Raw genomic sequence first — 18670 nt, 5'->3', positions numbered from 1 at the left:
TAATCAACGGCACCGCCGTCGGCACGCCCGCGCTCGGTACGCTCGCCGACCATGCCCGCCCCGCACGAAGAGGCGGCTGACCCTCGTCGTTACCTCGTCCTCGCGGTGGTGACGCTCGTCGCGTTCGTCACCAACCTCGACGCGACGATCGTCGTGGTCGCCCTGCCGCGCCTCGTCGCGTCGCTGCACACGACCGTGACCACGGGGCTGTGGACGGTCACCGCCTACGTGCTCTCGACGACCGTCTTCCTCCTCCCCGCCGGGCGCTTCTCCGACGGCGCCGGCCGGCGCGGCACCTTCGTCGCCGGCCTCGTGCTCTTCGCGGCCGGCACGGTCGCCTGCGGCGTCGCCACCTCGGGGGGAGAGCTCGTCGTCCTCCGCTTCGTGCAGGGAGCGGGCGGTGCCCTCGGGGTCGCGACGGGGACCCCGATCCTCGCCGAGACCTTCCCGCGGCGCGAGCTCGGCAGGGCGATCGGCCTCTACTCGATGGCCTGGGTGCTGGGCTCGATCATCGGCCCGATCGCCGGCGGCGCGATCGTCGACAGCCTCGGGTGGCGCTGGATCTTCTTCGCCACCGCCCCCTTCGCCGTCGCCGGCGCGGTGCTCGGCGTGGTCGTCCTCCGCCCCGACCGCCGCCGCCCGCTGCCGCGCCTCGACTGGACCGGGATGGCGGCCTTCGCGCTGGCGCTCACGGCGCTCCTGCTCGCGCTCACCGAGGGCTTCGCGTGGGGCTGGGGGTCACCGCGGGTGGTCGGGCTGCTCGTCGTCGCACTGGGCGCGCTCGGCGCCTTCGCGGCCGTCGAGCGGCGGGCGGGCGCGCCGCTGTTCGATCTCGCGCTCCTCGCCTCGCGCACCTACCGCCGGGGCCTCGTCGTGGTCGTCTGCTACGCGACCGCGTTCTTCGCCACGACCTTCCTGCTCACCTTCTACCTGCAGGGCTCACTCGGCCTCACGCCCCTGCACGCCGGGCTGCTGCTGATCCCGCTCTCGGCGCCGCAGATCCTCCTCGCGCCCGCGGGCGGCCACCTCGCCGACCGCCTCGGCCCGCTCCGCCCGATGGTCGCCGGCCTCGTGCTGCTCGGCGTCGCCGCTGTCTGGTGCTCCCGGCTCTCCTCGATGGGGAGCCCCCTCGACGTGATCGCGCCTCTGCTGCTGATGTCGGCGGCGAACGGCCTCGCCTGGCCCGGCCTCGTGAAGGCGGTGCTGCAGACGGTCTCCCCCGAGCGTTCCGGTGTCGCCTCGGGGATGTTCTTCACCCTCCGCAGCCTCGGCACGGCGCTGTCGTTCACCCTCGCCCTCGTCGTCGCCGAGGCGAGCCTGCCGAGGGCGGTCGCGTTGCGCATCTACCTCGGGACCGAACGGGTCATCGGCGCCGGCCAGACACGGGCGCTCGCGCGCGCGACCGACGCCGGCTTCCTCGCCTTCGCGGCGCTCTACCTCGTGGCCGTGGTGGTCGCCTGCGGCCTCTACCGCCGCGACCGGGGGCGCCCCGCCGGGGCGGCGGCCGCCGGCGAGTGACTCAACGGGCGCGCAGCGGCCGGCGCGCCGACACGACCATCCGCCGGGCGCCCTCGGTGAATGCGCCGCCCCGCTCGTCGCAGAGCTCGATCGCCTCGAAGCCGCCGTCGGCGAGCCACGCCGCGAGCTCCTCCTCGCCGAAGAGGCGGACGAAGTAGTCGCTGCGACGCACCTCGCCGCTACGCACGACGGTGCGCATCGCCCGCACCCGTGAGGCCGGGGCGTCGTAGCGGAACTGCTCGACCATGAGGTCGTCCCCCCGTTCGCGCACCTGGGTGGGCAGGCCGCTGCGCAGCAGGTGCGCGCGCGCGTCGAGGTCGATCACCAGCCGGCCGCCGGGGCGCAGCGCCCGCCGCATCTCCGAGAGCGCAGCGCGGTTCGTCTCGTCGTCGAAGTAGCCGAAAGAGGTGTACCAGCAGACGACGAGGTCGAAGGCGCCGCGGAAGGGGAGCGCACGGGCATCCCCGGCCACGACCGCGGCGCAGCCGGCGGCGCGGGTGGCCGCGAGGTAGGCCGGAGAGCGGTCGAGGCCGACGACGCGTGCGCCCGCCGCGTGGAGGCGGCTCGCGATGCGCCCCTCGCCGCAGCAGCAGTCGAGCACGAGGCGGCCGGGGAAGGGCCCCGCGACCCCCTCGAGCAGGGAGAACTCCTCGTCGCTGCGCGCCCCGCCGACACGCTCGGCGTAGAAGTAGTTGAAGTCCTCGTTGAAGACCGCGGCGGCGTCGAAGTCCTCCATCGGCGCGACGCTAAACCGAGCCGGCCGCCCGGGTCGCGGCGGCACGCGGCCGGCAGCCCGTGCGATTTGCGATGATGGTCCCGTGGAGCACTCCTTCATCGACACCCGCCCGTGGGGCAGCTACACCGTCCTCGTCGACGCGCCCGACCACAAGGTGAAGAGCATCACCGTCGAGCCGGGGAAGCGGCTCAGCTACCAGCGCCATGAGCGTCGCTCGGAGCACTGGTTCGTCGTGTCGGGGAGCGGCTTCGTGATCCTCGACGAGGTGACGACCGCGATCGGCCCGGCGTCGGTGATCGACGTCCCGGTCGGCGTCGCGCACCGCATCGGCAACACCGGCGAGGACGACCTCGTCTTCATCGAGGTGCAGCACGGGGACTACTTCGGGGAGGACGACATCATCCGCCTCCAGGACGACTACGGCCGGGACGACTGACCGCCTCAGACCTCGACGATCCCGTGCGCGCGCAGCGCCCCGTCGGCGATCTCCAGCCACCCGTAGCTGCAGCGCGGCTGGCTCCTGCGCTGCGTCGGTGAGCCCGGGTTGAACAGCCGCTGGCCGCCGAGGCCGGCCGCGTCGAGCGGCACGTGGCTGTGGCCGAAGACGACCAGCGCGGCGGCGGGGAAGAGGCGGTGCAGGCGCGCCTCGCGGCCGGCCCGCTGCCCGGAGTCGTGGATCATCGCCACCGGCAGGCCGGAGAGCTCGAGCTGCAGCCGCTCGGGGACAAGGCCGTGCAGCTCGTGGTCGTTGTTGCCGAGGACGGCCCGCGTCGGCGCCAACGCGCGGAGCTCCTCGAGGGCGGTGGCGGTGACGACGTCACCGGCGTGGAGGGCGAGGTCGGCGCCCTCGAGCGCCCGCAGCAGCGGGGGCGGGAGCCGTCCGGCGACCCCGTCGCGGAGGTGGGTGTCGGCGATCACGATGACGCGCACGACGCGAGGGTAGGAGGTAGAGGGGCGGCGTTTCGGCAAGAATCGCCGGCGTGCGGGTCCCCGACCAGGCAGCGACCGGCTTCGCCGCGGCCGCCACCGCCTACCAGCAGGGGCGTCCCACCTATCCCGAGGCGTTGCTCGCGGAGATCTCCGCGGAGCGGCCGCTCGGCCCGAGCTCCCGCCTCGTCGACGTGGGGGCGGGGACGGGCAAGTTCTCCGCCCTCCTCGCCGAGACCGGCGCGGAGGTGCTCGCCGTCGAGCCGGTCGCCTCGATGATCCGCGAGCTGGCCGCCGCGCACCCGAGGGTGCACGCGATCAACGGCGAGGCGCACGGCCTCCCCTTCACCGCTTCCTCGGTCGACCTCATCTCGGCGGCCACCGCCTTTCACTGGTTTGCCGACGACGAGGCGATCGCCGAGTTCGCCCGCGTCCTCAAGCCCGGCGGCCTCTTCGCCCTCGTCTCCAACCGCCGCGACACCGACGACCCGCTCGGCGCCGCCCTCGAGGACGTGCTCACCAAGAGGCGGCCGGTCGACCTCAGTCGCCAGTCCTCGGCCGACCATCTCTTTGCCCGCTCCGCCCTGTTCACGCTCGCCCGCCGGGCCGACGTGCCGCACGTCCACCAGCTCTTGCCCGAGGAGGTCCTCGCCCTCGCGCTCTCGATGAGCTACATCGCCCCGACCGCCGCGGTGCGCGAGGAGGTGACCGCCGAGGTGCGCGCCTTCCTCCCCGACGAGGGACCGGTGGCGATCGGCTACCACGCCCTCGTCACCCTCTACCGCCGACTCGCCTGACTCCGACGCCGCGCCACGCGCGGGTCGCCTCGTACACTCGGCGTCACTGAGCGGGCGGAAGAGAGCGCGAAGGAGCGAGATGGCGGAGCAGTTCCCGGTCGGCACGCCCTCCTGGGTGGACGTCGTGTCGACGGACCTTCCCCGGACGCGCGCCTTCTACCTCGACCTGTTCGACTGGGACGTGCGGGAGGTCGAGGGCGGCGATGGCTACTCGTTCTTCTTGAAGGACGGGCGCCTCGTCGCCGGAGCGTCACCGGCCCCCTCGGCCGACGAGCCGAGCCTGTGGAACACCTACGTCACGGTCGCCGACGTCGAGGTGGCCGCGGCCGCTGCGCTCGCGGCCGGCGGCAGCGTCCGCTTCCCGCCGATGGACGTCGGCGAGCGGGGGCGGATGGCCGGCCTCGTCGACCCCTCGGGGGCGCCGGTCTCGGTCTGGCAGGCGGGCGTGGCGGAGGGTGCCGAGCTCGTCAACGAGCCGGGCGCCTTCTGCTGGAACGAGCTGCAGACCACCGCCACCGAGGTGGCCAAGCCCTTCTACCAGTCGCTGTTCGGCTGGGAGGAGCGGACGAGCGACTTCGGGGGGATCGCCTACACCGAGTGGCTCCGCGAGGGGCAGTCGGTCGCGGGGATGATGGCGATGCCCCCCTCGGTGCCGTCCGAGACGTCCGCCTTCTGGCTCGTCTACTTCTCGGTCGTGGACTGCGACGACGCGGTGCGGCGCGCCGAGGCGCTCGGTGCCGAGGTGCTCGTCCCCCCCTTCGCCAGCCCGGCGGGGCGCTTCTCGGTGATCCAGGATCCCGTCGGCGCGGTCCTCGCGGTGATCACCTTCGCCGAGTAGCCACCGGCCAGGGAGGTCGCGGCGCGCGCTGAGTACGCTCGCTCGCGTCTCGCGATGCGGGGAGGGGAGACCGATGGCCGAACTGGTGGGGGTGCTGTTCACGTCGCACGGGGGTTGCACCTCGATCCCCTCGAGCGGCTGGCCGGCGCTGCGCGAGGGCCGCACCTTCCGCGAGGACGTCCCCTTCGAGAGCCAGGAGGAGATGGACGCGAAGTGGGCGCGTACCGTCGCCGGCAAGCGGGCGCTGCGGGCCAAGCTCGCCGAGCTCCGCCCCGACCTCCTCGTCGTCATGGGCGACGACCAGGAGGAGTGCTTCGCCTTCGACAATCATCCGGCCCTCGCCGTCTACCTCGGCGAGCGCATGGCCGCCCGCCCGGGGCCACGCCCCGCCGACCACGACGTCCACCCCGACAAGCTGCACCCCGACGCCCCCGGCCACCCCGCTTTCGCCACCCACCTGCTGACCGGGCTGCTCGGCGCGGGCTTCGACCCCGCGTTCATGCTCGACAACCCGCGCCCCGAACGGGGGATGTCGCACGCGGTGATGCTCCCGCTCGGCTTCTTCACCGACTACGAGATCCCGACGGTGCCGGTGCTGTTGAACGCCTACTACGCGCCGCAGATCAGCGCGAAGCGCTGTGCGGAGGTGGGGCGCGCCGTGCGGCGCCTCATCGAGGAGTACCCCGAGGAGCTGCGCGTCGTGGTCATCGGCTCGGGGGGGCTGTGGCACACGCCCCGCCAGGAGCGCTCCTGGTTGAACGAGGAGTTCGACCAGCTCGGCCTCGAGTACCTCACGGCCGGGGACGTCGCGTCCTGGGTGGAGCTCTTCGACGGCTACCGCGTCTCCTCCGACGATCCGAGCCAGGACACCACGGTCGTCCGCCGCGGCGTCACCGGTCTCCCCTCGCCGACCGGCCCGCAGGGAGGAAGCCGCGAGACGCTCTGCTGGATCGCCGCGGCGGGCGTGATCGAGGGCGAGCCCTCGGTCGTCCTCGACTACATCCCGATCTACGCCTCGCCGGTCGGGAACGCCTTCGGCTACTGGAAGCCCGCGTAAGCGCGGCCGCGAGACAGGAGAGATTCCGTGCCCCTCACCCTCAGCCTCGGTTTCGCGAGCAACCCCCGCTCGCGCCCGGTCCTCGACGGACGGATCAAGCCGCAGGGCCTCGAGCTGCAGACCACCGCCGTCGGCATGTCCGAGCTCGCCTGGCGCCAGCTCGGCTTCAAGGAGTTCCAGGTCTCCGAGCTCTCGATGTCGAGCCTTTTGATCGCGCTCTCCAAGGGCGACCGCACGTGGGTCGGCCTCCCGATCTTCACCTCGCGGCGCTTCTTCCACGTCGGCGCGCTCGCCCGCGAGGACGCGGGGATCAACTCCCCGGCCGACTTCGCCGGCAAGCGCATCGGCGTCCCGGAGTACCAGCAGACGGCCGCGCTCTGGGCGCGGGGGATCCTGCAGCACGAGTTCGGCCTCGACCCCCGCGACGTGCACTGGTTCATGGAGCGCCCACCGGAGAAGAGCCACGGTGGGATGACCGGCTTCCAGCCCCCCGAGGGCGTGCGCCTGGAGTACATCCCCCGCGACACCGACATGGGGAAGATGCTGCAGTCCGGCGAGCTCGACGGAGCCCTGCACTACCTCGGGAGCAACACCAACCTCGTCGACCGGAGCACCACGCAGTTCAATCCCGGATCGACGGTGCGCCCGCTCTTCCCCGACCCCGAGGCCGAGGGGATCCGCTACTTCAAGAAGACGGGGATCTACCCGATCAACCACGGCGCGGTGGTGCGCCGTGACGTCCTCGAAGCGCACCCGTGGGTGGCGCTCAACCTCTACTCGGCCTTCCTCGCGGCGAAGGACCTCGGCACGGCCGAGTGGCGGGCCTCGCTCGAGCCGGCGCTCGCCTCGGGGACGATCGACGCGGCGACCGCCGCCGAGCTCGAGGCCGACCTCTTCCCGTACGGGGTGATCGCCAACCGGCAGACGCTCGAGACCCTCGCCGACTACTCCTTCGAGCAGGGCCTCACGGCGCGGCGGATGCAGCTCGACGAGATCTTCTACCCACCGACGCTCGAGCTGTAGGGCCCTCGGGGGCCGCGCTCAGCCCCGCCCGAGGGCGAGGTGGCCGTAGCCCTCGACCATCACCTCGCGCACCGCGTCCGGCAGCGGGCCGCCGGAGAGGGCGGCGACGTTCTCCTCGAGGTGCTCGATCTTGCCGGTCCCGATGAGCACCACGTTGACGCCCGGCTCGTGCGCCGCGAAGCGGTAGGAGGCGTCGGCCATCGAGTCCACGCCGGGCGCGGCGTCGAGGAACGAGAGGGGCTGCTCGGGGTCGACCTTGGAGGGGTCGAGCTCTCCGGCGCTGACGAGGCGGGCGACCTCGCCGCCGAGGACCTCCGGGCGGCTGAACGGGCCGCGTGCCGCTCCCATGATCTCGACGGCGACGCCCTTCTCGATCGTGCCGGGGAAGACCTCGTCGCGCGCGCTCTGGTTGAAGAGGTTGAAGCCGGTCATGATCACGTCCCAGCAGTCGTCCTCGACGGCGCGGTGCAGCATCGAGTGACGGTTGTCGAGGCTCGTGCTCTCCGAGAGGGCGAGGAAGCGCAGCTTGCCCTCGTCGCGCATCGCCTCGAGCTCGGGGACGAGCTCGTTCCGGCAGTAGTCGTAGTGCTCGAGGGACGGCCGGTGCAGGTGGTAGACGTCGACGACCTCGGTCTGGAGCTTGGTGAGCGCCGCCTCCACCGCCTCGCGCAGCTCGGCACGGGTGAGCATCACGCCGTCGGGGTGGAAGGGGGCGATCTTGGAGGAGATCACCACCTCGTCACGGTGACCGGCGAGCGCCCGTCCGACGACCTCCTCGGTCTGGTACGACTCGGCGGTGTCGAAGTAGTTGATGCCGAGGTCGATGGCGCGGTGCATGACGGCGATCGCCTGCTCCTCGCTGCCGCCGTACGACAGCCCGAGGCGGCTCGCACCCCCTGCTCCGATGCCGGCGACGCTGACGCGTAGGCCGGTCCGGCCAAAGGTTCGGTAGTCCATGTCCCGAGGTTAGGCCGCACCTCGCGGGCGCCGCCGGGTCAGGCGGTGGGGGCCTCGCCGGGCGCGGAGGCGCGTGTCACGGCGGGGAGGTCGCCCGCCTTCGCGAAGAAGGCAGCCTCCCAGGCCGAGCGCGGCGCGGAGGGGTTCGCCGGGACCGCATTAGCGGGTTCGGCCGCCACCCGCTCGGCGCGCGCGTCGGCGCGCGCCGCGGCGCGGTCCTCGGAGCGCATCCACTGGAAGTAGATCGGGATGAAGGCGGCGAGCGTCACCACCTCGGTCGAGACCCAGAGCAGCGCCCCGCCCGAGTGGGTGCTCGAGAGGCTGTACATCGAAGCCATGGGGTGGGTCATCGCGAGGATCGCGACCCCGAGGAAGGCCTCGATCGCCGAGCCGAGAAGGATGTTCAGCATCCGGGCGCCGTAGCCCATCTTCCAGTGGATGATCGGGTCGACGCCGACCATCGGCCACCAGTACAAGGTGGCGCCGACGAGGAAGACCACGTTGATCACGTCCATCAGGGCCATGTGGTTCATCGCCGTGTTGATGAGCGAGGTCAAGAAGAAGAGGATCATCACCCCGAAGTAGAGGAACCAGCTGGTGAACGGGTGGCTCAGTAGCGCGAACCACGACGAGCGGAGGACGCCGAGCCAGCGCTCCTTGGTGCGTCGGGAGGCGGTCTGCAGCAGCAGCGTCGAGGGGGCGCCGAGCGCGAGGAGGGGCGGCGCCACCACCATGAGGAGCAGGTGCTGGATCACGTGCGCCTGGAAGTAGCGCATCGTGTAGGCGGCGACCGGGGAGCCGATCGCGAGCTCGATCGCCAGCAGTCCTCCGAAGAAGGACGCCCGCCGCCCCGCCGGCCAGCGCCGCCCGCGGGTGGCGAGGAGCCAGTCGGCGCGCAGGTACCAGGTGCCGATGAGGACGAGGACGACGAGGACGGCGAGCGGGAACGGGCTCCACACCCAGTGGGTGAAGGTGTTGCCGAGCGTGAAGCGGACCGGGCTCATCCCCTGCATCTGCGCCATCCCGCCTCCCAACGCGACCTCCGAGGCAAGGTTACTGGCCCCCGTGGCGGGCGACTCCGGCGCCTCAGGCGCCGAGCGCAGGCGCTACGCCCTCGCCGAGCAGCCGCGCGCTGAGCTCCTCCCGGGCGCGCGCGACACGCGAGCGGATCGTGCCCACCGGGCACTCGGCGATCGCGGCCGCCTCGGCGTAGGAGAAGCCGAGGAGCTGGGTGAGGGCGAAGGCGCTCCGCCGATCGGCGTCGAGGGTCGCGAGCAGCTCGACGAGCTCGAGGCGCGCGCCGGGGGCGGGGGGCGGCTGCATCACCGCGGCGCGGCGCGGCGCGGCGCGGCCGCGCCGTTCGGAGAGGCGCTGCGCGCTGCGGCGGACGATGAGGAAGAGCCAGCTGCGGGCGCTGCACTCGCCGCGGAAGCTCGGGAGCGCCCGCCAGAGCGCGAGGTAGGCCTCCTGCAGCACGTCCTCGGCCTCGTCGGGGCCGACGAGGAAGCGGCAGAAGCGGCCGAGCTCGGGCCGACTGGCGGCGATGAGCTCCTCGAAGGCGCCCGCCTTCCCGGCGCGCGCCGCGCCGAGCAGCGCGCTCATCTCGTCCATCGCCACCGACCGTAACGGGCGGGCGCGCGCCCTTCCAGACGGGCGGGAACTCTCGCCGCCGCCGCCGTCTCTATCCCACCGCGACTGCCCTTCGGCGGGCCGCGAGAGGAGCGTCGCCGATGCCCGGAATGGGCACCAGCCTCAACACCCACAACCCGACGATCGTCGCCGCCTTCCAGTCGGCCCTGCTGCGCCAGGGCCTCGTCGCGATCGCGTTCCTCGCGCTCCTCGCGATCGCCTGGAACGTGCTGCGCGCCGCGGCCTACCGCCGCGCCGCCGCGCCGCACGTCGCCGGGCAGCAGGCGGTGGTCGCTCCCGAGCCCGCGGCGCGGCGGCTCCTGCGGATCGGCTTCGGCTGCCTGTGGCTCTTCGACGGGGTCCTGCAGGGTCAGGCCTCGATGCCCCTCGGCTTCGCCTCCGGCGTGATCGCCCCCGCGGGCGCGAGCTCACCGTCCTGGGTGCGCCATCTCGCCGGGGTGTCGGTGACGACCTGGAACGACCACCCCGTGACGGCCGCCGCGGCGGGGGTGTGGATCCAGGTCGGGATCGGCCTGCTGCTCCTCGTCGCGCCCCGCGGCGCGTGGTCGCGCTTCGCCGGCCTCGCGGCGATGTCCTGGGGGCTCGTGGTGTGGGCCTTCGGGGAGTCCTTCGGCGGCCTCCTCGGCGGCGGGGTGACGTGGCTCTTCGGGGCGCCGGGGGCGGCGTTCGTCTACGCCGTCGCGGGCGGGCTGGTCTGCCTGCGGGAAGGGGCGTGGACGGCGCGACTCGGCCGGCGGCTGCTCTTTGGGATGGGCCTCTTCTATCTCGCGATGGCGCTCCTGCAGGCCTGGCCGGGGCGCGGCTTCTGGCAGGGGAGCTTTCCCGGCGGCGCGCCGGGGACGCTCACCGGGATGATCCGCGACATGGCTGCGACCCCGCAGCCCGGGTGGCTGGCGCGCCTCGTCCGGGACTTCTCCGACCTCATCGGCGCGCACGGCTTCGCCGTGAACCTCGTCGCGGTAGTGCTCCTCGCGGCGGTCGGCCTTGCCTTCTGCTCGGGCCGCCGCCGCGCGCTGCGGTGGGCGACGGTCGCGAACGCCGTCCTGTGCGTCGCGGACTGGGTCCTCGTCGAGGACCTCGGCTTTCTCGGGGGTGTCGGCACCGACCCCAACACGATGCTCCCGTTCATCCTCTTGGCCACGGCGGGCCTGCTCGCGTCCCGTGGGGCGGCCGTCGCGGCGGCCGCCCCGGCGCCGGCGGCTCCTCCGCCGGGCGTTCCGTGGCGGGCGCGCCTCGCAGGGCTCCTCGATCGTCCGGCCTTCCTGCTGCGCAGCCTCGCCGCGCTCGGCGCGGTCGTGCTCCTCGCCCTCGGCGCCGTACCGATGGCGGTCGCCTCACTCAACCCGGTGGCCGACCCGATCCTCACCGAGGCGATCGACGGGGCGCCGAGCCCTGCCGACTTCCCGCTGCTGTCGTTCTCCCTACAGGACCAGCGCGGCACGACGGTGACGGCGGCGAGCCTGCGCCGCAAGGCGGTCCTGCTCACCTTCCTCGACCCCGTCTGCACCACCGACTGCCCCGTGATCGCCCAGGAACTGAAACGTGCCGACGCGATGCTCGGCGCGCTCGCCGGGCGCGTCGAGATCGTCGCCGTGGTCGCCAACCCGCTCTACCACTCGCTCGCCGCGATTCGGGCCTTCGATGCCACCGAGGGCCTCTCCTCGCTCCCCAACTGGCTCTACCTCACCGGCCCCGTGCCCGTGCTGCAGCGGCTGTGGGCGAACTACGACGTGGCGGTGGCGGTGGCGGTGGCGCCGGGCGGGGCGATGGTGCAGCACGCCGACATCGCCTATCTCATCGATCCGCACGGCCGGGTCCGGGAGATCCTGAACAGCGACCCCGGGCCAAGCAGCGCGGCGTCGGAGTCCTCGTTCTCCGGAGTCGTCGTCTCGAGCCTCGAGAAGGTGCTCCCGTGAGGGGCCGCGCGATGCGCCTCGTGGCGCTCGTCACGCTGGCGGCCGGCCTCTCCACGGCACTGCCCTGGGGGGCGGGCGCGGCCGCCGACCCGCCGGCGCCCCTCGCGGTGCCGCTCGCCGTCTCGCTCTCCGCCGGAGGGCGGAGCTGGGTGTCACTCGCGGCGAGAGCGGGCGAGACCGGGCAGGCCTTCTGGCAGCTCCTTCGCAACGACGGGAGCGGAGGGTGGAAGCTGGCGACGCCGCCGGGGGTGGCGAGCACCGGTGGGCTCGTGATCACGAGCGCCGCCGGCACCGGGCTGTTGAGCGCCTTTTTGCCGAGCCAGCAGCTGCGCTTCACCCCGCTCGCCCGCACGAGCGGGGGGGCGAGCGGCTGGTCGGGGACGATCCTCCCGAGGCTCGTCTCGCCGCTTCCCGACGCCCTCACCATCGCTGCGAGCGGGACGGCGTTCGCGCTCGTGCGCTCGCCCGCGGTGCTGGTGAGCGCCTCGGGAGCGCTCGCCAGCTGGCACCAGGTGGCGAGCCTCCCCGGGCTCGCAGCGAGCCCGGTCGCGAGGGGTTGCGCGCCCGAGGCGCTGACGGCGGTCGCGGCCCTGCCGGACGGCTCCGCACTCGTCGGCGCGGCGTGCGGCCGGCCCGGCGGCGTCGGCCTCTTCCGCTTCTCCGGCGGCGGCTGGCGGGCCTACCCGCTCGAGCTCCCGGCGGGAGTGCGCGGCGACCGCCTGCGCGTACTGCGCCTCGCGACCATCGGGAACTCCGCCGCGGCCCTCCTCCTCGCCACGAGCGTTACCCACCGCCTGCTCTTTGAGAGCGGCACCGGGGCCGCGGCGGGGCGTCCCGCCGCGGCCGTGGCGGTCCCGAGCGGTGCCCACCTCCTCTCGACCGGCCTCCTCTCCCCGGGGGGCCTGTTCGCGGTCGTGCAGGGCGCAGGTGGCGCTTTCGTGTACGGCCCGCGCGCGCTGCGCCCGCTCACGCCACCCCCCGGGACCTCGGTGCTCGCCGTGGAGCCGTCGGGCGCCGTCGAGGCCTTCGTCGCCCGCGGCGGTGAGCTCACGATCGAACGGCTGTCCGCCGGCGGATCCTGGCAGGTCGTGCAGCGGCTGCGGGTGCCGCTCGAGACGTCCCCCTCGCCATGAGCCGTTCGTCGCGCCGCGAGCCTGCCTGTGCCCTTGTGCGCGAGGCGCTGTCGGCGCTGCGTGACCGGGAGGCACCGCCGATCCCCGCTGAGCTGGCCGAGGAGCACCTCGTCCGTTGCGAGGGGTGTCGAGCGTTCGTCGCCCGCCTCGACGTCCTCGACGCCCTGGTCGCTCCGGCGGTGCGCCCGTTGCACGGCCTCGAGGAGCCCGTCGTGGCCGCGCCCGGCCGGCGCGACCGCCCGCGTCAGCTCGGTCGCTGGGCGGCGGCGTTCCTGCCGCTGGCCTTCGCCGGGGGCGCCTTCGCCTCGGGACTGGCAGCGCCGGCGGCGACGCGCCCCACCCGTCCGGCGACGCCCTGCACCGTCGGCCTCGCGGCAGCGCACGTCGCGGGCCGCTCCGCGGCCGCGACCCTCAGCCGATCGGGCCGTAGGTGACGCAAAGGCCTGCGGCCTCGATGAGCAATAGCGCGAGGACGAGGCCGGCGATGACCCTCCTCCGCCAGCCGCCGCGGTAGCGGGCGATCGGTGGCGGCATGTACCAACCGGGGAGGAGCCCCTCGCCGGAGGAGCGGCCCTCGTAGAGGGTGACGGCGGGGGCGAACTCGAGCTCGTCGAGGGGGCGCCCGAGCGCGAGCGCCTCGAGCTCGACGTCGCTCGGGAGCTCGCCGTCGGGGGCGGTCCAGAAGGGCGACCCGCTCTCGCTGCAGCCAGCGCTCACCCCGCCGACGTTAGCGGCCCCTCAGTGTGCTCAGCTCTCAGCGCCCCGCTTCGGTGAGGCCGTAGCGGTCGCGTCCAAGGGCGCGCACGCGACCGTCGGCGATCGTCGCCCGCAGCGCCGCTCGCAGGCGCCCCGGCCCCCAGTAGCGGCCGCCGCTCACCGCCGCGAGCTCGTTGAAGGAGAGCGCGCCGCCGGCGTCGCGCAGCGCTGCGAGCACCTTGTCGACCTCCGCCGGGCGGTAGGGGTTGTCCCGCGGGTACAGCGAGCGTTGCGGCCGCGGTGCCCACGCCGTCGGCGAGACGGTCCCCCGTGTCGCCGGTGCGCGCGACGGGGCCCCGGTCCCCCCGCCGTCGGCGCCGACCGCGCTGAGCGGTGAGGCGATGTCCTCGAGGCTCTTCTGTTCGGCGTCGACGCCGAGGATGATCTCGACGAGGCCGGCGGCGAACATCAGGACTCCGCCGACCACGTAGCCGATCGCCACCTCGCTGGCCTTGTTCGAGGCGATGAGCGCCCCGAACAGCACCGGGCCGATGATGCCGCCGATCCCCGTGCCGACCGCGTAGAAGAAGGCGATCGCGAGCGCCCGCGTCTCCATCGGGAAGATCTCGCTCACCGTCAGGTAGGCGGCGCTCGCCCCCGCCGAGGCGAAGAAGAAGATCACGACCCAGGCGATGGTCTGGGTGAGGGCGGTGAGGTCTCCGGCGGCGAAGAGCCAGGCGGTCACGCCGAGCATCGCCCCCGAGAGCATGTAGGTGGAGGCGATCATCGCTCGCCTGCCGACGGTGTCGAAGAGGCGCCCGAGGAGCAGCGGGCCGAGGAAGTTCCCCACCGCGAACGAGATCAGGTAGTAGCCGACGCTGTCGTTCGAGACCTTGAAGAAGGTGGTGAGGACGAGCGCGTAGGTGAAGAAGACGGCGTTGTAGAGGAAGGCCTGTCCGACGAAGAGCGAGACGCCGAGGACCGAGCGCCGGGGGTAGCGCAGGAAGAGCGTCTTGCCGACTTCGAGCACGCCGACGTCCTCACGGGGCTTCAGCGTCATCTCCTCGTCCGGCTCGTCGAGGCGGACGCCGGTCGACGCGGTGACCTGGGCTTCGATGTCGCTGACGGTCTTTTCGGCCTCGTCCTGCTTGCCGTGGGTGAGGAGCCAGCGGGGGCTCTCCGGGAGCTGGCGGCGGACGATCAGGATCGCGATCCCGAGCACTGCTCCGAGGCCGAAGCAGGTGCGCCAGCCGATGTCGGTGGCGAGGAAGTTGGGGTCGAGGAGGATGAGCGTCGCTGCCGCCCCCGCCGCCGTGCCGACCCAGTACGAGCCGTTGATGACGAGGTCGACGGTGCCGCGGACGCGCGCCGGGATGAGCTCGTCGATCGCCGAGTTGATCGCGGCGTATTCGCCGCCGATCCCCATTCCCGTGAAGAACCGGAAGGCGAAGAACATCCAGGCGTTCACCGAGGTCGCGGTGAGCAGCGTGGCGATGAGGTAGAGGGCGAGGGTGACGAGGAAGAGGCGCTTGCGGCCGAGCTTGTCGGTGAGGTGGCCGAAGAGCAGCGCCCCGAGGCACGCCCCTCCGACGTAGAAGCCCGCCGCGTCACCGACCTGCGCGGTGGTGATCGCGATGTGGCTGCCCGCCCTGGTGATCGTGCTGCCGACGGCGCCGACGATCGTCACCTCGAGGCCGTCGAGGATCCAGACCGTGCCGAGGCCGATCACCACCATCCAGTGCCACTTCGACCAGGGGAGGCGGTCGAGGCGAGCGGGGATGCGCGTCCGGATCTCCCCGCCCTCGTCGGCGCCGTGCCTCGGAGCGACGTCCAATGCGCTCATCGCCTTCCGCCTCCCGTCGTCAGCACGCCCGTGGGCCGATGGCTCGCTGCCTACCCGAGATGGAATTCCGACAAACGGCGTGGTTACGGGACGCGCCATCCGGCGTTGCGGATATGTGCCCGGAATTACGGCACCGCCGCCCTCGGCGTCGGAATGTCGACAGCCGGCGCGGGTGCCGGATACGCCATCCCACATTGTGCATTTCCGCTCAGAACGACGGCCTGGGGTCGCCTCGCGAGGGAAATGCCGACAAATTGCTGGCTACGTGCCATGCAATCCCATCTTGCTGATTGTTTGATCGGCGCACGAACTGCATCTGAGATGATGGTCTCTCGCTTTGCAAAAACATGGGACTCGTTAGAAGCCCGCAAAAGGGGGTAGATGGCGCTCGCTGTCAAGGCGTGAGGGAGAACCGCGAAGTGAAAATTCTAGTTCAGCGCGGCCAAATGGCCCGCAGATGTGTACAAGGTTTTGTGGCTCTGAGCTGTGCCGTTGGCATGGTGACGGTCGCCGAAACCGTCGCCAGCGCGCACGGGAACTACGTGCAGGGCGTCGTATCGTGCGCCAGCCCTCTCGGCTCCGGGTACAAGACCGCATGGACCGTGTCAAATGACTGGAGCGAGAGCGAAAACGCCACCGTCACCGCCGCAACAGGGGGTGTGTCGAGTGTCAGCCCGACCTCTTTCACCATCGCTCAGCAGGGAAATGGGTCAAATCAAGCCGCGCAGGTGCCCTACGAGACCGCCACACTGAACCAGACCCTCCCGGCCGGCAGCAGCGGTACCGATTCCCTTACGGTGAACGGCAAATGGAGCGACGGCACCACGAACTCGGTCTCCGGCTCGGTGATGCTGCCGAGCAACTGCGTGGCGCCCACCGGCCCGACCGGGTCGGGCACGCCCCCCGCCCCGAGCTCGGCGCCCGCCCCGAGCACCCCGAGCACCCCGTCGAGCAACTCGTCGACGCCCGCTCCGAGCACTGCCCCCGCAGTGACCCCGAGCCCCACCCCGCCCACGGTGGCCCCTACCGTCGGCCTCACGCTCGTGAAGACCGAGCGGGTGAACAACTCGGGCGCCTTCGTGCGCGGCCCGGTGCGGGCGAGGGTCGGTGACGACCTCATGTACCAGATGGTGGTCACGAACACGGGGAACACCTCGCTCACCGTGACCCTGAGCGACCGCCGCTGTGACGCCGGGACCCTCTCGCCTTCGGACCCGGTGGTTGTCGCGGCCGGCCAGTCGGCGAGCTTCACCTGCTCGCACGTGCTGCTCTCGGTGCCGACCGGAAAGATGTTCCGCAACCTCGCCACGGCGACCGGCACGAGCCCCCAGGGTCTCACCGCCGGCCCCGTGAGGAGCGAGGTCAGGGCCGACGTGCGGGTGCCCCAGCTGCGGGCGAAGGCCCTCACCCCGGCCAAGCCGGCGAAGCCCGTGCTCAAGGCAGCGAGCTTCACCGGCTGATGCGGAACCTCCTGCCCTTCGGACGGCGCGGCCGGCCCGCCACCACCTGCCGGTCGCCCGTCCGGAGGGTCCGCCAGGTGCTGCTGGTCTCGTGCGTCCTGGCCCTCAGTGCACCACTCGCAGCGGGCGCGGCGATTCCAGAGCGCGGCGCCGTTGCCCAGGCCCCCGTCCGCACGCTCGCCTCTCCGCAGGCCGTCGCCAGCGCCAGGGGGACGATCGTCTCGCTTTACGCCTCCCCGACCTCCCGCACGCCGTACCGGGTCCTCTCGGCCCCGGCGGGCGGTCAGCCGCTCGTCTTCCTGGTGTCGGAGCTCTCCCTGGCGCCGTCGTGGGTCCGGGTCTACCTGCCGCTGCGCCCCAACGGGAGCCAGGCGTGGATCCATGGCAGCGCGGTGCAGCTCGCCTCGGACAACTACCTCGTGGAGGCGAACCTCACCCGGCACCGGCTCTACGTCTTCTCGGGGAGCCGGCCGATCGTCTCCGCGCCGGTCGGCGTCGGTCGTTCCGTGCTTCCGACCCCGACCGGCGTCTACTACCTGGTCGGGCTCTTGAAGCAGCCCGATCCTCACGGCGAGTACGGCCCGTACGCCTTCGGCCTCTCCGCCTACTCCGACGTGCTCCAGAGCTTCGGAGGAGGCCCCGGCGAGATCGGACTGCACGGCACGGACGTGCCGAGCTCGGTGGGCGGCTCGCTCAGCCACGGCTGTCTGCGCCTCTCCAATTCGATGATCACCGAGCTCGCCCGGATACTGCCGCTCGGCACTCCCGTGGTGATTTCCCGGTGATCTCGCGCGGTTCCAGATCGCGTCACAGAATTGTCACAGAACTGATGGCGGGTCCCGCTGCCGGCGGCTGGAACCCCCGCTGACCTGGGAAAAAAAGAAGTTGGTTCTCGAAGTTTAGGAACTGGAGGGGCGGGTATAGAGGCTCCTGAGGGCTGATGTCCTTGCTTTGGCACGCCCCAGTGGCAAAAATTTTGGCGTGCCAAGCCGACTTCGGACCGCCCTCGCGGCGGCTGCGGCGGTGGTCGCGCTGGGGATTGCCAGCGCTCCCGCATCCGCCATCTCGACCTCTTCGACGACAGCGCTCTCCGCGAGGCTCGTTGTCGCTCGGATCAACGCCCTTCGTCACAAGTTCGGCCTGCCGCTCGGCCAGCTGACGAAGTCCTACAGCGCCGAGGTGCTGCAGGGCGTCCGCGACAACAACGACCCGCCCTTCGCGCCGGTCGCCGCCGGCGTCGTCGGTGAGGAGAGCGTGTGGGGACTGCTGCCGACGTCGGCGACGGGCCCGACTGCATCCCTCCCCATCGTCTCGGCGTGGGTCTTCCACGACGGCTGGCAGGGCTCCGCGGCGGCAACGTGGAACCTCGACTGCACCTCGCCGAGCGCGCCCGGCTGCAACGGCCACCGGAGGGCCGTGCTGAGCACCCCGCCGGTTCCGGGCGCGAAGCTCTTCATCGACGCCACCACGCTCGGATCGAGCACATCGGGCGGCCCGGGAGTGGCGCTCGCCGCGCTCCTGGTGTGGAAACTGCCAGCCTGATCCCGGCCGCCGCACCCCGCTTCTCACCGCCTCCCTCTTCCTCTCTCTGGTGCCGCGCTCCCCGCGGCTGACGCCTGCCCACCCGGGCTGAGGCAGCCCCGGACTACCTTCCTCGCTGTTCCGCCGTCGGTCTGCCGTCCCGGAGCCTCGCCCACGGGGCCTCGTCAGTGCAGATGACGGCGCGGCCCGCACTTCTCGGCCTGCGCCGCTTCCCCTTGGGAGGTCCGGCAGGTGCCCCGTTCCACGACCGATCCGAGCTCGCGCATCCCCGAGCTCCTCCACGACCTCGCCACGGGCGTAGAGCAGCTCACCTCGTCAGCCGAGTGGCGGCGCTATCTCGAGTTCCAGAGCCGCTTCCACCGCTACAGCTACGCGAACGCGCTGCTCATCGCGGCGCAGTTCCCCGAGGCCACGCAGGTCGCCGGCTACGCCACCTGGCGCCGACTGCACCGCGTCGTGCGGCGGGGCGAGCAGGCGATCTGGATCCTCGCCCCGATCCGGCGTCGCAGCGCCGAGTCTCCCGACGGGGAGCCGGTCGAGCGGGTGCACGGCTTTCGCGCCGTCGCCGTCTTCGACC

At 72.4% G+C, this 18670-nt stretch carries 21 protein-coding genes; 13 read left to right on the top strand and 8 right to left on the bottom strand.

Going from position 1 to position 18670, the window contains the following annotated elements:
• The first annotated feature begins 51 nt into the window (after positions 1–51).
• Positions 52–1518 (top strand): MFS transporter, encoded by a 1467-nt coding sequence (locus VNF07_00325; protein ID HVB04685.1) that lies wholly within the window; start codon positions 52–54, stop codon positions 1516–1518.
• A gap of 1 nt (position 1519) precedes the next feature.
• Here VNF07_00325 and VNF07_00320 read toward each other — a convergent pair whose 3' ends face one another.
• The gene (locus tag VNF07_00320; GenBank protein ID HVB04684.1) at positions 1520–2254 is read right to left on the bottom strand and encodes a class I SAM-dependent methyltransferase; all 735 of its coding nucleotides are present in this window, start codon (positions 2252–2254) and stop codon (positions 1520–1522) included.
• 82 nt (positions 2255–2336) lie between these two features.
• On the opposite strand from VNF07_00320, the gene VNF07_00315 reads away from it, so the two are divergent.
• A complete protein-coding gene (locus tag VNF07_00315; protein HVB04683.1) occupies positions 2337–2690 on the top strand; it encodes a phosphomannose isomerase type II C-terminal cupin domain in 354 nt (117 codons plus the stop codon).
• A 5-nt stretch (positions 2691–2695) separates the two neighbouring features.
• Here VNF07_00315 and VNF07_00310 read toward each other — a convergent pair whose 3' ends face one another.
• Complete coding sequence (locus VNF07_00310) at positions 2696–3184, bottom strand: metallophosphoesterase family protein (protein HVB04682.1); 489 nt, start codon at positions 3182–3184, stop codon at positions 2696–2698.
• Between the two features lie 50 nt (positions 3185–3234).
• Between VNF07_00310 and VNF07_00305 the strand changes: the two genes are divergently transcribed.
• The 4 genes from VNF07_00305 (at position 3235) to VNF07_00290 (ending at position 6896) form a co-directional block, all read left to right on the top strand.
• Positions 3235–3978: a class I SAM-dependent methyltransferase gene (locus tag VNF07_00305; GenBank protein HVB04681.1), complete on the top strand. Its 744-nt coding sequence runs from the start codon at positions 3235–3237 to the stop codon at positions 3976–3978.
• Positions 3979–4057: 79 nt separating this feature from the next.
• Positions 4058–4816, top strand: coding sequence for a VOC family protein (locus VNF07_00300; protein ID HVB04680.1), 759 nt, complete (start codon positions 4058–4060; stop codon positions 4814–4816).
• A gap of 73 nt (positions 4817–4889) precedes the next feature.
• The gene (locus tag VNF07_00295) at positions 4890–5873 is read left to right on the top strand and encodes a hypothetical protein (GenBank protein ID HVB04679.1); all 984 of its coding nucleotides are present in this window, start codon (positions 4890–4892) and stop codon (positions 5871–5873) included.
• Between the two features lie 27 nt (positions 5874–5900).
• A complete protein-coding gene (locus tag VNF07_00290; protein HVB04678.1) occupies positions 5901–6896 on the top strand; it encodes a hypothetical protein in 996 nt (331 codons plus the stop codon).
• Positions 6897–6914: 18 nt separating this feature from the next.
• On the opposite strand, the gene VNF07_00285 is transcribed toward VNF07_00290, so the two are convergent.
• The 3 genes from VNF07_00285 to VNF07_00275 all read right to left on the bottom strand — a co-directional run bounded on the left by VNF07_00285 (position 6915) and on the right by VNF07_00275 (position 9464).
• Complete coding sequence (locus VNF07_00285; GenBank protein HVB04677.1) at positions 6915–7853, bottom strand: aldo/keto reductase; 939 nt, start codon at positions 7851–7853, stop codon at positions 6915–6917.
• A gap of 38 nt (positions 7854–7891) precedes the next feature.
• The gene (locus VNF07_00280; GenBank protein ID HVB04676.1) at positions 7892–8875 is read right to left on the bottom strand and encodes a cytochrome c oxidase assembly protein; all 984 of its coding nucleotides are present in this window, start codon (positions 8873–8875) and stop codon (positions 7892–7894) included.
• A 64-nt stretch (positions 8876–8939) separates the two neighbouring features.
• Positions 8940–9464 (bottom strand): RNA polymerase sigma factor, encoded by a 525-nt coding sequence (locus VNF07_00275; GenBank protein ID HVB04675.1) that lies wholly within the window; start codon positions 9462–9464, stop codon positions 8940–8942.
• A gap of 119 nt (positions 9465–9583) precedes the next feature.
• On the opposite strand from VNF07_00275, the gene VNF07_00270 reads away from it, so the two are divergent.
• Genes VNF07_00270 through VNF07_00260 form a run of 3 tightly spaced genes read left to right on the top strand, consistent with a single transcriptional unit; the run spans position 9584 to position 12986 of the window.
• On the top strand, positions 9584–11419 hold the full coding sequence (locus VNF07_00270; GenBank protein ID HVB04674.1) for an SCO family protein: 1836 nt from the start codon (positions 9584–9586) through the stop codon (positions 11417–11419).
• The gene (locus VNF07_00265; protein ID HVB04673.1) at positions 11416–12552 is read left to right on the top strand and encodes a hypothetical protein; all 1137 of its coding nucleotides are present in this window, start codon (positions 11416–11418) and stop codon (positions 12550–12552) included. The genes VNF07_00270 and VNF07_00265 overlap by 4 nt, the downstream gene beginning before the upstream one ends.
• A 35-nt stretch (positions 12553–12587) precedes the next feature.
• Complete coding sequence (locus VNF07_00260) at positions 12588–12986, top strand: hypothetical protein (GenBank protein HVB04672.1); 399 nt, start codon at positions 12588–12590, stop codon at positions 12984–12986.
• Here VNF07_00260 and VNF07_00255 read toward each other — a convergent pair.
• The 3 genes from VNF07_00255 to VNF07_00245 form a co-directional block, all read right to left on the bottom strand.
• Positions 12964–13269, bottom strand: coding sequence for a hypothetical protein (locus VNF07_00255; GenBank protein ID HVB04671.1), 306 nt, complete (start codon positions 13267–13269; stop codon positions 12964–12966). The genes VNF07_00260 and VNF07_00255 overlap by 23 nt on opposite strands.
• Before the next feature lie 37 nt (positions 13270–13306).
• Positions 13307–15091, bottom strand: coding sequence for an MFS transporter (locus VNF07_00250; protein HVB04670.1), 1785 nt, complete (start codon positions 15089–15091; stop codon positions 13307–13309).
• A 733-nt stretch (positions 15092–15824) separates the two neighbouring features.
• Positions 15825–16106: a hypothetical protein gene (locus tag VNF07_00245; protein ID HVB04669.1), complete on the bottom strand. Its 282-nt coding sequence runs from the start codon at positions 16104–16106 to the stop codon at positions 15825–15827.
• A gap of 1 nt (position 16107) precedes the next feature.
• Between VNF07_00245 and VNF07_00240 the strand changes: the two genes are divergently transcribed.
• The 4 genes from VNF07_00240 to VNF07_00225 form a co-directional block, all read left to right on the top strand.
• Positions 16108–16551 carry a hypothetical protein gene (locus VNF07_00240; GenBank protein HVB04668.1) on the top strand — a complete coding sequence of 148 codons (444 nt, stop codon included), beginning with the start codon at positions 16108–16110 and terminating at the stop codon, positions 16549–16551.
• The gene (locus VNF07_00235; protein ID HVB04667.1) at positions 16551–17336 is read left to right on the top strand and encodes a L,D-transpeptidase; all 786 of its coding nucleotides are present in this window, start codon (positions 16551–16553) and stop codon (positions 17334–17336) included. The genes VNF07_00240 and VNF07_00235 overlap by 1 nt, the downstream gene beginning before the upstream one ends.
• Positions 17337–17532: 196 nt before the next feature.
• Positions 17533–18093: a hypothetical protein gene (locus VNF07_00230; protein HVB04666.1), complete on the top strand. Its 561-nt coding sequence runs from the start codon at positions 17533–17535 to the stop codon at positions 18091–18093.
• 231 nt (positions 18094–18324) lie between these two features.
• Positions 18325–18670, top strand: a 346-nt coding sequence (locus VNF07_00225; GenBank protein ID HVB04665.1) for an ArdC-like ssDNA-binding domain-containing protein, incomplete at its 3' end; no start/stop codon positions are given.

It is taken from the genome of Acidimicrobiales bacterium (genome assembly GCA_035533595.1).
Lineage (GTDB): Bacteria > Actinomycetota > Acidimicrobiia > Acidimicrobiales > Bog-793 > DATLTN01.
This window is presented reverse-complemented; position numbering and strand designations above follow the sequence as displayed.